Annotated in this window: 11 protein-coding genes; 7 read left to right on the top strand and 4 right to left on the bottom strand. The window is 37.5% G+C overall.

Annotated features, from left to right (window positions below; all coding sequences use genetic code 11):
• Window positions 1–4 precede the first annotated feature (4 nt).
• The gene (locus LZ480_RS17405; protein ID WP_241370811.1) at window positions 5–862 is read left to right on the top strand and encodes a M15 family metallopeptidase; all 858 of its coding nucleotides are present in this window, start codon (window positions 5–7) and stop codon (window positions 860–862) included.
• 217 nt (window positions 863–1,079) lie between these two features.
• Here LZ480_RS17405 and cls read toward each other — a convergent pair whose 3' ends face one another.
• Both cls and LZ480_RS17395 read right to left on the bottom strand, forming a co-directional pair.
• Window positions 1,080–2,546, bottom strand: a complete 1,467-nt coding sequence (cls, locus tag LZ480_RS17400) for a cardiolipin synthase (RefSeq protein WP_241370810.1) — start codon at window positions 2,544–2,546, stop codon at window positions 1,080–1,082.
• Between the two features lie 327 nt (window positions 2,547–2,873).
• Complete coding sequence (locus tag LZ480_RS17395; protein ID WP_241370809.1) at window positions 2,874–3,680, bottom strand: YwqG family protein; 807 nt, start codon at window positions 3,678–3,680, stop codon at window positions 2,874–2,876.
• Between the two features lie 424 nt (window positions 3,681–4,104).
• Here LZ480_RS17395 and LZ480_RS17390 point away from each other — a divergent pair, with 424 nt between their 5' ends.
• A complete protein-coding gene (locus LZ480_RS17390; protein ID WP_241370808.1) occupies window positions 4,105–4,242 on the top strand; it encodes an Lmo0850 family protein in 138 nt (45 codons plus the stop codon).
• Window positions 4,243–4,290: 48 nt separating this feature from the next.
• Here LZ480_RS17390 and LZ480_RS17385 read toward each other — a convergent pair whose 3' ends face one another.
• Window positions 4,291–5,481, bottom strand: coding sequence for an FtsW/RodA/SpoVE family cell cycle protein (locus LZ480_RS17385; RefSeq protein ID WP_241370807.1), 1,191 nt, complete (start codon window positions 5,479–5,481; stop codon window positions 4,291–4,293).
• A 453-nt stretch (window positions 5,482–5,934) separates the two neighbouring features.
• On the opposite strand from LZ480_RS17385, the gene LZ480_RS17380 reads away from it, so the two are divergent.
• The 3 genes from LZ480_RS17380 to LZ480_RS17370 all read left to right on the top strand — a co-directional run bounded on the left by LZ480_RS17380 (window position 5,935) and on the right by LZ480_RS17370 (window position 9,435).
• Window positions 5,935–6,684 (top strand): hypothetical protein, encoded by a 750-nt coding sequence (locus LZ480_RS17380; RefSeq protein ID WP_241370806.1) that lies wholly within the window; start codon window positions 5,935–5,937, stop codon window positions 6,682–6,684.
• A gap of 297 nt (window positions 6,685–6,981) precedes the next feature.
• A complete protein-coding gene (locus tag LZ480_RS17375; protein ID WP_241370805.1) occupies window positions 6,982–8,055 on the top strand; it encodes a D-alanine--D-alanine ligase in 1,074 nt (357 codons plus the stop codon).
• Window positions 8,056–8,067: 12 nt separating this feature from the next.
• Window positions 8,068–9,435 carry a UDP-N-acetylmuramoyl-tripeptide--D-alanyl-D-alanine ligase gene (locus LZ480_RS17370; protein WP_241370804.1) on the top strand — a complete coding sequence of 456 codons (1,368 nt, stop codon included), beginning with the start codon at window positions 8,068–8,070 and terminating at the stop codon, window positions 9,433–9,435.
• Window positions 9,436–9,497: 62 nt separating this feature from the next.
• Here the strand turns inward: LZ480_RS17370 and LZ480_RS17365 are convergent, their stop codons facing one another.
• On the bottom strand, window positions 9,498–11,189 hold the full coding sequence (locus tag LZ480_RS17365; RefSeq protein WP_241370803.1) for a methyl-accepting chemotaxis protein: 1,692 nt from the start codon (window positions 11,187–11,189) through the stop codon (window positions 9,498–9,500).
• Window positions 11,190–11,275: 86 nt separating this feature from the next.
• On the opposite strand from LZ480_RS17365, the gene LZ480_RS17360 reads away from it, so the two are divergent.
• Window positions 11,276–11,974 carry an alpha/beta hydrolase gene (locus LZ480_RS17360; RefSeq protein ID WP_241370802.1) on the top strand — a complete coding sequence of 233 codons (699 nt, stop codon included), beginning with the start codon at window positions 11,276–11,278 and terminating at the stop codon, window positions 11,972–11,974.
• Between the two features lie 357 nt (window positions 11,975–12,331).
• The gene (locus LZ480_RS17355) at window positions 12,332–13,885 is read left to right on the top strand and encodes a DEAD/DEAH box helicase (protein WP_241370801.1); all 1,554 of its coding nucleotides are present in this window, start codon (window positions 12,332–12,334) and stop codon (window positions 13,883–13,885) included.
• Window positions 13,886–14,040 lie beyond the last annotated feature (155 nt).

The following is a 14,040-nucleotide window of genomic DNA, read 5'->3' as shown; positions in this document are numbered from 1 at the left end:
GGTAATGAACTCAAAACAGAAAAAAAAGAGTCCTATTGTTGTGATTGTATCGATTTCATGTGTATTATTAATCGCGATTTTAGGCTCAGTCTATTATAAATACTATATTGCACAATCTTCTGTATTGCAAAATGATACTAAAAATGAGCAACAGTCAGAAGAATCGGATGAAGTGGATGGAACAAATAAGGTGGATGATCCAAACTCTGAATCAAGTGTTACTGAACCACCAGAAGACAATCCCGAAAAGAAACCGATAGATTCTACAACGGAATCTGAGCAACCTTCAACTGAACCAGAAGTTGTTAATGGCTATCTAGTGGAGCAACAGCCAGCAACAGAACCAACGTATGTTAAAGGTGTTCTGATTGTAAACAAAAAAATCCCGTTACCGGCAAACTACAATAAGGGTGAGGATCCTACTGCAGTAGCGGCATTTGAAAAGATGGCAGCAGCCGCAAAAGCAGAAGGTATCGAATTAGTGGCTTTCAGTGGTTTCAGATCCTATGAATATCAAACGTCACTTTATGATCGTTATGTAGCGAAGGATGGAAAAGATGCAGCGGACCGTTATAGCGCACGCCCTGGCTATTCAGAACATCAGTCAGGACTAGCATTCGATATTGGTGAAAAGGGGCGTGAGGATGTATGGTTAACGAGTGCCTTTGGAGAAACGAAGGCAGGGCAATGGCTTGTTAACAATGCCCACAAGTACGGTTTTATTTTACGTTATCCACTAGGGAAAGAGGATATTACAGGGTTTATGTATGAGTCATGGCATTTCCGCTATTTAGATGGCGACTTGGCCACAAAAGTATATGAAGCAGGCGTTACGTTAGAAGAATATTTAGGGATAGAGTAAAAAAGGGGGTGTCCGAGAAGTGATTCTGGGACACCTCCTTTGCGCCGAGGATGGAGGCCAGCACGATGCTGGTTATGAATGCGTTGTCACACGACGTGACGGTTTTAGGATTCGTTCTTTTATTTCGACCACCGCAGAAGCACCGCCTGTAGCGGATAATTAATACACGAACGAAGCACTGCGCGAAAAGTAAATACTTTTCGTGCAGCCACTTTTTTTAAAGTATTGGTGTTAAAAGTCGAGAAATAGATTCTTTAAATTTAATAATATTTGACCGATTTTTATAAAATTCATGTGTTAATTCTACGCTATCTAACATGTCACCCTCAAAAATTTCTGCAAGTTGATGTGCCAAAATGCGGTCATACAAAACAGCATTTACTTCAAAGTTTAAGCTAAAGCTCCGCACATCAATATTGGCAGTCCCAACAGATGCTACCTCATCATCAACAACAATCATCTTGGCATGAATAAAGCCTTTCTCATAATGATATACTTTCGCACCAGCTTCGACGAGTTGGCCGACATAGGAATAAGTCGCCCAGTAAACAAACATATGGTCCGGTTTATTTGGAATCATGATGCGTACATCAATCCCAGCCAGCGCCGCAACACGGACAGCATCAAAGAATGATTCATCTGGAATAAAATACGGCGTTTGAATATAAACATAACGTTTTGCATTGGTTATTAAGCGTAAATAATTATTTTTAATTACTTCCCAATCTGTGTCAGGCCCGCTTGAAATAATTTGTAATGCGGCAGTTCCTTTTTGCGGAATGATCGGGAAGTAACGCTCAGCATATTGAATATCATTTTTGGCACTTGCTTGATTCCAGTCTAAAATAAAGCGTGTTTGTAGTGGATGCACAGAGCTACCTTCAAGGCGCAAATGTGTATCGCGCCAATAACCAAATCGGTCGGACAATCCAAGATATTCGTCTCCTACATTAAAACCACCAATATAGCCAATTCGACCATCAATGACAACGATCTTACGGTGATTACGGAAATTTAAGCGTGGATTGATAAGCGGTAAAATAGATGGGAAAAATACTTCTACCTGACCACCTAAATCAAGCAGCTCTTTAAAGTGACGTTTCCGTACACCACGTGAGCCCATTTCATCATATAAAATCCGTACCTTGACACCTTGTTTTGCTTTTTTTAATAAAGCGTTATAAATACGTTGACCTAAATTATCGAGTTTGAAAATGTAGTATTGAATATGAATATGATTTTTTGCTGTAAGAATATCTTTAATAAGCGCTTCGAATTTATCGGCACCATCATCAAAAATATGTACGGAATTATCTTGTGTTAAGACGGCATTATTTGTCGTTAAATTCATATATATAAGATGGTTGTATTCTTTTACATGATCGGTACGATATTCGAGTTGGTCATTTTTAATTGCTTCGATTTGATAATTTATGAGGCGGTCAATACCAATATCCTTTTTTCCATCCCAGCGGAATAAATGTTTTTTACGTAACTGGCGACCTAGAAGTAAATACAATAAAAATCCAACAAACGGTAAAAAGAAAAGCACGAGTAGCCAAGCCCAACTGGATGAAGGTTTTTTGCGCTCTAAAAAGATGACGGTAATCGCAAAGATGACATTAATGAAGAGAACGATTGGAACAAGATAATATTTATCAATAATCGCACTCAAAAAGTTCACCTACTTTTTTTTATTTTGCATACGTTGTGTTTAATCTAAAAAGATAAGCATGCATAACTCTTTTATAAGCTGTCTAAGCTAAAGTTTATGTCCCTTCAATCTTTTCGGTCACTTTTACAAAAGTGGTAGTGCGTATACTTTCGCAGGAAGAATATCCAATGTCTGAGGCTCACGCGATGTGAGTCATGGGGGCATGCCACATGGATGTGGCGTTTTGCCCACTCAGTGCAGGGCGGGAGCTTTAGCATTGTTCTTATTATAACGTAAAATGTTTGAACGCAAAAAGAAACACTCGGCTCTTTATTTGCCCAGTGTAACAAGTATCGTTTAATCGTATTCTTCGATATGGAAGTAAATGTCTGAAAAATCCTGATTTGCAAGTTTTTTAGAGTTGATGAAGAAGCTAATAATACCACTATCGCCCCACATAATATGTTGTTCATCATTCGATACAATTTGTAATAATAATGTATCGTAATGCTGTAAATAGTAGGATTGTTTACGGAAATCTTCATGAATAAAATAAGGATAACCACCAATTTTATGTTCGGCTGCTAAATAGCTTTCTAAATAAACATCTTCGAATGAACGTTCATCTAAAGTAATAGAAGCTGTCATAATTTCTGGATTGAAATAGTCAATTAATCGGTAATCTGTAGCAGAAACGGGCTCGAATTGTGTTGTAGCATGCAGCTTCATTTCCTGCTGAATTGGAAAATGCGTTAAATTGACATCTCTCAAATACGTAAAGTCATGGAGACAATTGTTATAGTCTTCCTGATGAGGTAAAAATTGTAATTTGAAATGGCAATACTGTGAATGAAATTTAACCTTATCGTAGCATTGTTGGGAAATATAAAATTGTAAAATGCCGTCCTCTGGAAAAGGCTGCTCTAGTTTAAATTCGGCAAAATTGATTTGTGCTAACAATAGCATATATTGGTTGTATTCATCTTTTGGATGTTCCAACTTATGTGTTAAAAATGGTAGTCCTGCAAATTTACTTTCATGCAAAAAAGCCGGTTGTGAAACAGGGGTTAAAATCGCCACTTGTTCAGCAGACCGAGTTAAACAAGTATGGAAATTTGTTAATTCTTTAGGAATGTATATATTTTTTTCATAATTGTTCATCATGAAGCACCTCCTATTAAACTTTGGTTAAGTAAGAAGACGTAATGTATCATATTGAGATGCGGAGTTAATTATTCTTAAATGAAATATAACGACAAAATGTTCCTTCTCTCTACAATATTTCCACCTATAATGTTTGCTAAACATCCATTAATTTAAATTACCTATCGTTTTTACTGTGAACATAGTGTAAATTATTAATTAAAAAGAAATGCAGGGGAATAATCTAAATTTTATTTCATTCGTTTATTTCGTGATGAATTGGTTAATAATAATTTAGAGAATTATTTTTGTAACAAAACTGATAAATTTAGACCTTGATTGTTGTGGTAATATATAGAGGTACAAGGTCTGACCTTTGAAAATGAAACTTTTTAGAATCGAATTCGTTATATAAATTACATTAGGAAAGCTTGAGGTGTACCGAATGGCGAAAGAATTAGATTTAAAACGAATTGTTACCAATTTAGCAAAAGTCGGTGTTACAGCGACAGTTACAAAATCGCGTCTTGAGCTCTTAAAAGTATTAACACCACCAACGCAAACTCCACATACACAAAACTAAAAAAGCGACCGCAAGTTATAGACTGCGGTCGCTTTTTATATTCATTTTTTATTCATCGTCTGGATCATTTGATGTAAACATGTATGTGCGGTAATGGAATTTCATACTATAGACTAGACCAATTGCGAGTGCATTTCCCATCATCGAACTACCACCGTAGCTTATGAATGGAAGTGGAATACCGGTAATTGGTAATAGTTGAATCGTCATCCCGATATTTTCGAATACGTGGAACGTAATCATTGCAATAATCCCTGCACAAACATACGTACAAAACGGATCTTTTAAAAGAAGCGTTGTTTTTGTTAAATGATAAATCAGTAAGAAGTATAAGCAAATAACGGCACTTGCACCAATAAAGCCCCATTCTTCCCCAATGACAGCAAAAATAAAGTCAGTATGGTTTTCGGCTACATACACCTCACGTGACATAAAGCCTTTCCCAAAAATTTCACCAGAGCCAATTGCATTTAGTGATGTAATTAAGTGATAGCCGTCTGATGTTGCATATGAATAGGGATCTATCCAAGAATAAATTCGCGCAAATTGGTACGGTTGGAAGCCAAATGTTTTTTCAAGGAAATCTTGCATATACAGCGCCATCCAAAGAAGTGAGCCACCAATAACGGCTACCCCACCAAATAGCGGTAAAATAATTTTCCATGTAACTCCTGCAACGATAACAAGCGCCGCAGTAATGGCGATAAATACAAGACCTGAGCCTAAGTCAGGTTGCAGCATAATTAATGCTAAAGGAACGATTAATGTTGCCCCGATTTTACCGAGCAACATAAGATCTGTTTTAACGGTTTTGTTCGGATTTTTTTCGTGATGCTTACTAATTAAGTAAGCAGTCGCCAAAATGTAAAAGGTTTTCATAAATTCGGCGGGTTGAATGTTCCCAATTGGTGTTTGGAACCAGCTTTGTGCACCGTTTCGTTCCACGGTAATACCAGTGGAGGTTGGGATAGCTACAACAGCGATTAAAAGTACTAGACCAAAGCCATAAAGTGGCCATGCGAGTTTTTTGTATTGATCTGGATCAAAGTACATAACAAAACCAGCAATAAACGCAAAAATTACGTAGTTAATAATTTGCTTTGGTACGAAGTTTGTACCATATTGCCCAGAAGTTTGAGCAGATGCAATGGCAAGGAGACTGACTCCAAGAAATAAAAATAAAATGATGGTAAGCGGCCAATCGAAACGCTTATTAAAATTATAATTGTTTGAATCCATATCGTTTCACCTTATGTTTTTTTTACTTTCTTCAGCATATTTTACTGTACCGTAAGCAAAGCGACAGGTACAAAAGTCCTCCACTTCTATATGTGTGGGTTAAATGCTAAGTATATCCGCAATTACGCCAAGGCGTAATTGATTTATCACTCCAGGGGTTAAAGATACTAACAAATTAAAGAATGTATTTTTTGTATCTACCTAAAATAATTAATAGATTACTCTACATTGTGTAAGTATCTCTACTCATTGTATTGAGGCACTACTTTATGTAAAGTAGAATAAGTGCAGAAAACAAAGCTTTTTGCTTTATTTACTGTATCATATTCTTAGGGAAAATACTTGAACTTCTTTTGACTTAAATGTTGGACGAAACGAAGGATAAAATGTTTCAAATTTGCACAAGAAGTCATATAATAAATCTATTATTCGTATTAAAGGAGTGTGTATTTCGTGGCGAAGAAAATGAAGGCAGCAGAAGATTTTATGCATCATATCTATATACATATGAACGATGTCGAACATTTTGTCGTATATAGCGGGTTATCAGTAAAGCAATTTATTACTTCTGTTGAGCCCATGAAAAATATTTTGCTGTTGAATCACGCTTACGAAGATGGCTCGTTTAATATGCATACGCAATTCGATTTTGTAACGAATGATGATATGTCAGGTTTTTTAAAAAAAGAAATTGATTTAAAGCGGGATTTATGCTGGGTTGATTTTGCATCTGAAAAAAATGTCAATGCACTAACACCGCTTGAACAGGCAGAGCTGCTGTATTTAAGTCATAAGCGTGAGCCACTCGCGACACCGTTCTTTAGTAAATTACAAAACCGTTATACGTACTATTCATCCGTTGCAGATAAAATGACGAAAGTTTATTATCGTTTTATCGGGGATTCTGAAATACTCGTGTCGAATTTATTTAATCAGATGATTAAAGAAAAAGAAGGCGCAGGGAATTTTTGGCGAAGAAAAAGTAAAAATAATTCACCAGCAATTGATCCTTCAACATTACGATTATATAGACCTTATGTGAAGGAAGGCGCGTTACTGTCACTATATAAATTAGATAAGCCTAATGCGCATTATGGAGTCGAAGTCCGAATGCTTAGTGACTATGATTACCCAGATGAAGTATGGGACGACTTAAATGAAATTTTAAAACTAAGCTATGATGAATTAATACAAATTAGTTAACACTCACAGCAAAATAAGCAGTGGGTGTTTTTTATGACGAATGCTCGATAGCGTTTTAACTTGATTCAGTGGGGGTTCAAACCCCGACTGAAGTAGAGGAACTCAGGCTAAGACCGCCGCATCGTGCGACAACGCCTGAGTGACCAACATCGTGTTGGTCCAATGCCCCGGCGGATGTCCCAGATTTTTTAGAGGAATTTTTCAAGTGAACTTGAAAAAAATCTGGACAAAAGTTAGCCGAGGCGTAATTGAAAGAAATGGTACACTAGAAAATAGTGAAAACTGGAGGTCAAAGAAATGAAAAAAAGAATCGGTTTATTATATGGTGGTAAGTCCGCCGAGCATGAAGTATCACTATCTACAGCGAGGGCAGTAACACAAGCTTTAGATTTTAGCGAGTTTGATGTCTTTCCGATTTTTATTACTTTAAATGGTGAATGGCGTGTAGGACCTCAACTAACAGAAGCCGCACAATCAATCGAACAATTACAATTTACATCGACATCAGAGAAATCTGATAATAATATTATGCAATTCATTTCGGCACATATGGCAAATCCATTCGAGGTGATTTTTCCATTATTACACGGAACTAATGGTGAGGACGGTACGGTACAAGGATTTTTAGAAGTATTAAATATTCCTTACGTTGGTAACGGTGTACTTGGTTCTGCTGCTGGGATGGATAAAGTAACGATGAAGCAGCTATTTGAAATGGCAGGCTTACCTCAAGTACCATATGTACATTTTATTCGCAGTGAGTGGGAAAGCAACAAGCAAGGCTATACAGCGAAATGTGAAGAAGCATTAGGCTATCCGATGTTTGTAAAACCTGCAAATTTAGGTTCAAGTGTTGGTATTAGCAAAGCTTCAAATGCTACAGAGTTAGAAAGAGCAGTTGCATTTGCTTTACAATATGACCGCAAAATCGTTGTTGAACAAGGAGTTACAGCACGTGAAATTGAGCTAGCTGTGTTAGGAAACGATGCTCCACAAGTATCGGTAGCCGGTGAGATTAAGCCGATGACTGATTTTTATGATTATGATTCAAAATATAAAGACGGTTCAACAGCGTTAATTATTCCAGCCCCTTTAGAAGAGCAAGTGTATGCGAACTTAGTAGACATGGCGAAAAAGGCATTTAAAGCAATTGATGGAGCTGGATTAGTACGTGCAGACTTCTTCGTTACAGAAAACAATGAAATTTTTATTAATGAAGTGAACACTTTACCAGGCTTTACACCGGTAAGTATGTATCCATTATTATGGCAACATACAAACGTGCCATATCCAGAGCTAATCAAAAAATTAATCGCGCTTGCAGTTGAGCGTCATACCGAAAAACAACGACTTCAATACAACAGAGACTAAGTGGGGGAAACCGTGAAGAAGAATTTACAACAGCTAGCAAATTGGCTAAACATTGAAAATCAAGCATTTCCAGAAACCGTTGTAACAGGTATTTCGATTGATACACGTACAATCGAGCAAGGAGATTTATTCATTCCGTTTCGAGGAGAGGCTGTAAATGGTCACCGCTTTGTTGAGCAAGCGTTTGAAAAAGGGGCAGCGGCAGCTTTATGGATGAACGATGAACCAAATCCACCGCAGCACTTACCGCTAATTTTTGTCGACAATCCAGAAATTGCGCTACAGGAAATGGCGAAGGGCTACCGTAATGAGCACAAAGCAACATTTATTGGCATTACAGGTTCGAACGGTAAAACATCTTCGAAAGATATTTTAGCAAGCTCACTAGCACCATATTATAAAGTACAAAAAACAATCGGGAACTTTAACAACCAATTAGGCTTACCAATTACGATTTTACAGCTAGATGAAGACACAGAGATTTCAGTGCTTGAAATGGGTATGAGCGGCTTTGGTGAAATTGAGTTTTTAACGAAGTTAGCGCGCCCTCACTACGCGATTATTACAAACATCGGTGAAGCGCATATGCAAGATTTAGGCTCTCGTGAAGGCATTGCACAGGCAAAGTTTGAAATCATTCAAGGTTTAGATGACAACGGTGTATTATTCTTTGATGGTGATGAGCCATTATTGCAAAACCTTATTACAAAACAGCCGACTTTAAGCACCCAATCAGTTGGCTTTACACAAGGTTTAGATTTAGTTGCATCTAATATTGTGGCAAACGCTGAAGGGAGCAACTTCCACGTTGAAGGTACAATCGACGGAGATTTCTTCATTTCGGTATTAGGTGAGCACCAAGTGAAAAATACGCTAAACGCGATGCTTGTAAGTAAAGCACTCGGTTTGACAGACGAGCAAATTCGAGCGGCATTAAAGCAAGTCGTGTTAACAGATATGCGTATGCAGCTGATTCCTGTAGGCGATGTGTTATTCATTAATGACGCTTACAACGCAGCACCGACAAGCATGCATGCAGCAGTTCAATTTGTGAATCAAACATCGATTCGCGGCGATAAATGGTTAGTACTAGGAGATATGTTGGAGTTAGGTGATGACGAGCAACAAATGCATGAAGAAATCGCCCAACATATCGATTCGGACGTTGTGAGCTATGTATGCTTATATGGCCCACGCATGAAATGGTTATATGAAAAGCTACAAGGTCAATTTAATTCGGAACTTCTTGTTTATTCAGAAGCGGATTATGCGCCGATTATTGAAACGATCAAACAGTACGCAACGAACGATACACTCATTTTAGTAAAAGGTTCACGCGGCATGAAACTTGAAACGATTATACAAAACGTAGCACAATAATTGATTAACAAAAGGCGTGGAGCCATCAGCATTTAAGCTGTGATTCCACGCCTTTTTGCTTGTTAAAATTTGAATCGATGAATGAGTTTAGATAAGCCTTCTGAAGCTTGTTCTAATGATTTTGCAGAAGCTGTAATTTCCTCCATTGCAGCTAGCTCTTGATCTGAAAGTTGGGCTGTGCTCGTCGCTTTCATAGCCGATTGCTCAGCAATTGCGCTTGTTTTTAATGTGACCTGGTGAATGCTTTGAATGCTTGATTCGATTTGATCAGTTAGCTGTACAATTTGTTTAAATTGAATGTTTTCAGATTGAATGGAGTCATGAATTTCAGAGAAGGTATGTTCCGTGTTACTAACAACTTGAATACCAGAAGTGACTTCCTGAGAACCCTTTGACATCATATGAACCGCTTTATCTGTATTTGATTGAACCGCAGCGATTAGATCTGTAATTTGATGCGCGGAGTTTTTGGATTGCTCCGCTAAAATGCGTACTTCTTCAGCAACAACCGCGAAGCCTTTACCATGTTCACCTGCACGAGCTGCTTCGATGGCTGCGTTTAAGGCAAGCAAGTTTGTTTGGTCTGCGATATTTGTAATGACATCCGAAATTAGACCAATTTCATTCGATTGCTCGCCTAATTGTTGAATAACTTTTTCGCTCTCTAATACTGACCAGCGAATCGATTCCATTTGTGTTACAACCATTTGAATGGCGTCATTACCAGCGGCTGCTTGGTTTGAAGTGTGGATTGTAGACTGTTCGATACGTTCGATAGCTTGTCCAACTTGATTGATATTTTCATGTAATGAGTTAATGTCATTTTCGCTTTGCACTGTAATTTTACGTTGTGTCTCTGCACCTTTTGCTACTTCATGCAGCGAATTCGTAATATCGTTTGTGAAATTTGTAGATTGAGCGGCACTTTCGAATAAATCTTCGCAGGATATAGTCATTTCTTCAGCGGTATTGGAAATTTCACTCATCATCTCGCGTAACTTCGCTAACATATCATTGAAGGAATTAGCTAGATCACCGATTTCATCATTCGTTTGTACTTGAAGGGTTTGTGTTAAATCGCCTTCTCCTTTAGAAATACCGTAAAGTTGCTTACGAATTGTTTTAATAGGTGCTACAATTCTACGTACAACAAATATGCTAATAGTGATAGCAAAGATGCCTACTACTGAGATAATGATTAAAATGATATTGCGTACATTGGCAATGGCACTATCAATTAATTCAATTGATTCGCCAACAAACCACATGCCGATTACGTTGCCATTTTTATCTTTAATGGGTGTGTACACGGTTAAATGCGGTACATTGACTACATCTGCTGTTCCAATATAGGTTTCACCGTTTAATACTTTTTGAGAAACTTGTTTAGAAGCTGTTGTACCGACAGCGCGTTTACCATCGATTTTGACATTCGTCGCGATACGAGTATCATTTAAGAAAATGGTTGATACAATGCCCATATCTGATAAAAAGAGATCAAGTTCATCGTTCATGTTTTCAACATTTTCCTCGCCTTTAAATAGCGAGCCATTTTCAACATGCCAATCTCCCTTGAATAATGTATCTAAATATTGATTGTTACTATACGATAAATTCAATAAATTCTTTTCATACGTGTGTAATAACGTTTTTTCGACAATTTGAATGACACCAAAGCTTACAGCAAGTGTAATTAACGCGATACTAGCGATTATTAATCCATTAATTTTTGTTGTGATCGATAAAGATTTCATATTCTATTCCTTTCTTCTTTTATTTAATAAAGTATACAATTTTATTGGAAAAAATAAACAAAAAAATTATGAATTTAGGTGATGTTGTGTCGACAGGTATACTTTTTTTACATGGATTTTCAGGTGGCCCTTATGAGGTACAACCTTTAGTAGATTTTCTTCAGCAGCGTACAACGTGGGAAGTAAGTATCCTAACTTTTTCAGGACATGGTGAGGCAGAAGAGTTGGCGATGAAAGGCTATAAAGCGGAACATTGGATGATGGAGGCGGAAGTTGCCTATCGAAATTTAAAGAAAAAGGTTGATGATGTTATCGTAGTTGGATTTTCAATGGGTGGGGTTATTGCGATGTATTTAGCAATTCGTTATAAGGTGAAAAAGTTAGTCTTACTTAGTGCGGCGGCAAAATATATTAGTCCAACACAACTTATAAAAGATATTCGTTTAATGGCAGAAGATTTTATGCATCATCAATTGGGGGACAATGAATTATTTGCACGCTACAAATTTAAGTTTAAGCATGTTCCATTATCTGCCACGGTAGAATTTACACGTGTTGTACAAAAAACAGCACCGTACATTCAAAATATAAAGTGTCCGACATTTATTGTACAAGGGAAATTGGATGGGATTGTCCCATTTTCTACAGCAGCTTATTTGCAAAATTTACTTCAATCTTCAGAAAAAAGACTGTATATTTCTGAGCAGGGAAAACATCACATTTGCTATAGTGATGACTGCGAAAGCTGGTTTCAAAAGGTCTTTCAATTTTTAAATGATGCATAGTATATAACAATTCACATAAGCATAAACGTTGCATACCGAGAACTCCCGTGTTAGACTATGTAAAGCAATGGATACATTTTGTGCAAAGACTCTTCAAGCGTTTTAGGTGAAGAGTGCTTTTTTTTGATAACGGTTTTATTCTATTTTTTAAAAATGCATTGCAATTAAGAAACTGTAGAATCGAACCGCTCGGCAATGACCGGGCTTTCCTTTCATATAAGAGACTCTACATTTTGTAAGTAGAGAGAATTTTTTAGTAACGGAAACGTTCCAATTACAATGGCTCGAAATTTGCCGCCATTTTATCTGAAAATGTAACCATTTGTCAACTTAATAGGAAAAAGGAGATTGAAGAGTTTGACAAATTTTTCAGAATTAAACATTAGTGAATCTACATTACGTTCAATTAAGCGTATGGGGTTTGAAGAAGCAACACCAATCCAAGAAGGAACAGTTAATTTTGCCATGGCTGGCCGCGACGTATTAGGTCAAGCGCAAACAGGTACTGGTAAAACAGCTGCATTCGGTATTCCATTAATCGAGAAAATCGACCCTAAAAATCCGAATATCCAAGCTTTAGTAATTGCTCCAACTCGTGAATTAGCAATCCAAGTTTCTGAAGAACTTTATAAATTAGGTTATGATAAGCGCGTAAAATTATTATCAGTTTACGGTGGACAAGAAATTAGTCGTCAAATCCGTGCGCTTAAAAATAAACCACAAATTATCGTAGGTACACCTGGTCGTATTCAAGACCATATTAACCGTCGTACTATGAAATTAGACGAAGTACAAACTTTAGTATTAGACGAAGCAGATGAAATGTTAAACATGGGCTTCATTGATGACATTAACGCGATTTTAGAGTCTGTTCCATCTGATCGTCAAACGTTATTATTCTCAGCAACAATGCCACCTGCAATCCGCAAAATTGCTGAAACATTTATGAAAAACCCAGAAATCGTTAAAATCAAAGCAAAAGAATTAACAATGGAAAACATTGAGCAGTTCTTTGTAAAAGCTACTGAGCGTGAGAAGTTCGATGCACTTTCTCGTTTATTAGATTCTCAAAAACCAGAGTTAGCGATTATCTTTGGTCGTACAAAACGTCGTGTTGATGAGTTATCTCAAGCGTTAGGTTTACGTGGTTTCTTAGCAGAAGGAATTCACGGTGACTTATCACAAGCAAAACGTCTTTCTGTATTACGTCAATTTAAAGAAAGTAAAATTGACATCTTAATCGCAACAGACGTTGCTGCTCGTGGTTTAGATATTTCTGGTGTAACACATGTTTACAACTTCGATATCCCACAAGATCCAGAATCTTACGTTCACCGTATTGGTCGTACTGGCCGTGCTGGTAAACAAGGTACTTCTGTAACATTCGTAACACCTCGTGAAATGGGTTACTTACGTATCGTAGAAGAAACTACGAAAAAACGTATGAATCCTTTACGTCCACCAACATCTGAAGAAGCTTTAGTAGGCTTACAAGAAGATGCAATGCAATCGTTGGTGGAATTAGTGCAAAACAATGATTTAGGCAACTACCGTGAATTAGCAGCTCAGTTATTAGCAAATAACGAAGCGTTAGATTTAGTGGCAGCTGCACTTAAATCAATTACAAAAGAGCCAGATGCAACGCCTGTTTCATTAACAGAAGAGCGTCCATTACCAATGCGTCGTGAGCGTTCTAATGGTGGTGGAAACCGTGGGCGTGGTGGTAATGACCGCAACCGTGGCGGAGGTAGCCGTGGTGGAGACCGTCGTGGTGGTAATGGCGGTGGAGATCGTCGTCGTGAAGGTGGTCGCGGTGGCGAACGTCGTGATGGCGGTCGTCGTGAAGGAAGCGGACGCCGCGAAGGTTCATCTTCTCGTGACCGTCGTCCTCGTCAACGTCGCGAAGACTAATTTATACAATCCAAAACACATCTGCGTTAATTCGCGGATGTGTTTTTTAACATGAAAATAAAATAATTGTAAAGTTTCAAGAACATGGAAGTTTTATAGTATGATAAAAGTGAAACGAAATATCATTTAAATCGTATATCTAGATAGAGAAAACG

Source organism: Solibacillus palustris, from assembly GCF_022549215.1.
Lineage (GTDB): Bacteria > Bacillota > Bacilli > Bacillales_A > Planococcaceae > Solibacillus > Solibacillus daqui.
The sequence above is the reverse complement of the archived record's forward strand: the minus strand, read 5'-3'. Positions and strand labels throughout refer to the sequence as shown.

Coding starts and splice junctions, on each gene's coding strand:
- LZ480_RS17385 (WP_241370807.1), bottom strand. CDS start 5,481: ATGGATTCAAACAATTATAATTTTAATAAGCGTTTCGATTGGCCGCTT.
- LZ480_RS17405 (WP_241370811.1), top strand. CDS start 5: ATGAACTCAAAACAGAAAAAAAAGAGTCCTATTGTTGTGATTGTATCG.
- LZ480_RS17395 (WP_241370809.1), bottom strand. CDS start 3,680: ATGATGAACAATTATGAAAAAAATATATACATTCCTAAAGAATTAACA.
- LZ480_RS17365 (WP_241370803.1), bottom strand. CDS start 11,189: ATGAAATCTTTATCGATCACAACAAAAATTAATGGATTAATAATCGCT.
- LZ480_RS17375 (WP_241370805.1), top strand. CDS start 6,982: ATGAAAAAAAGAATCGGTTTATTATATGGTGGTAAGTCCGCCGAGCAT.
- LZ480_RS17390 (WP_241370808.1), top strand. CDS start 4,105: ATGGCGAAAGAATTAGATTTAAAACGAATTGTTACCAATTTAGCAAAA.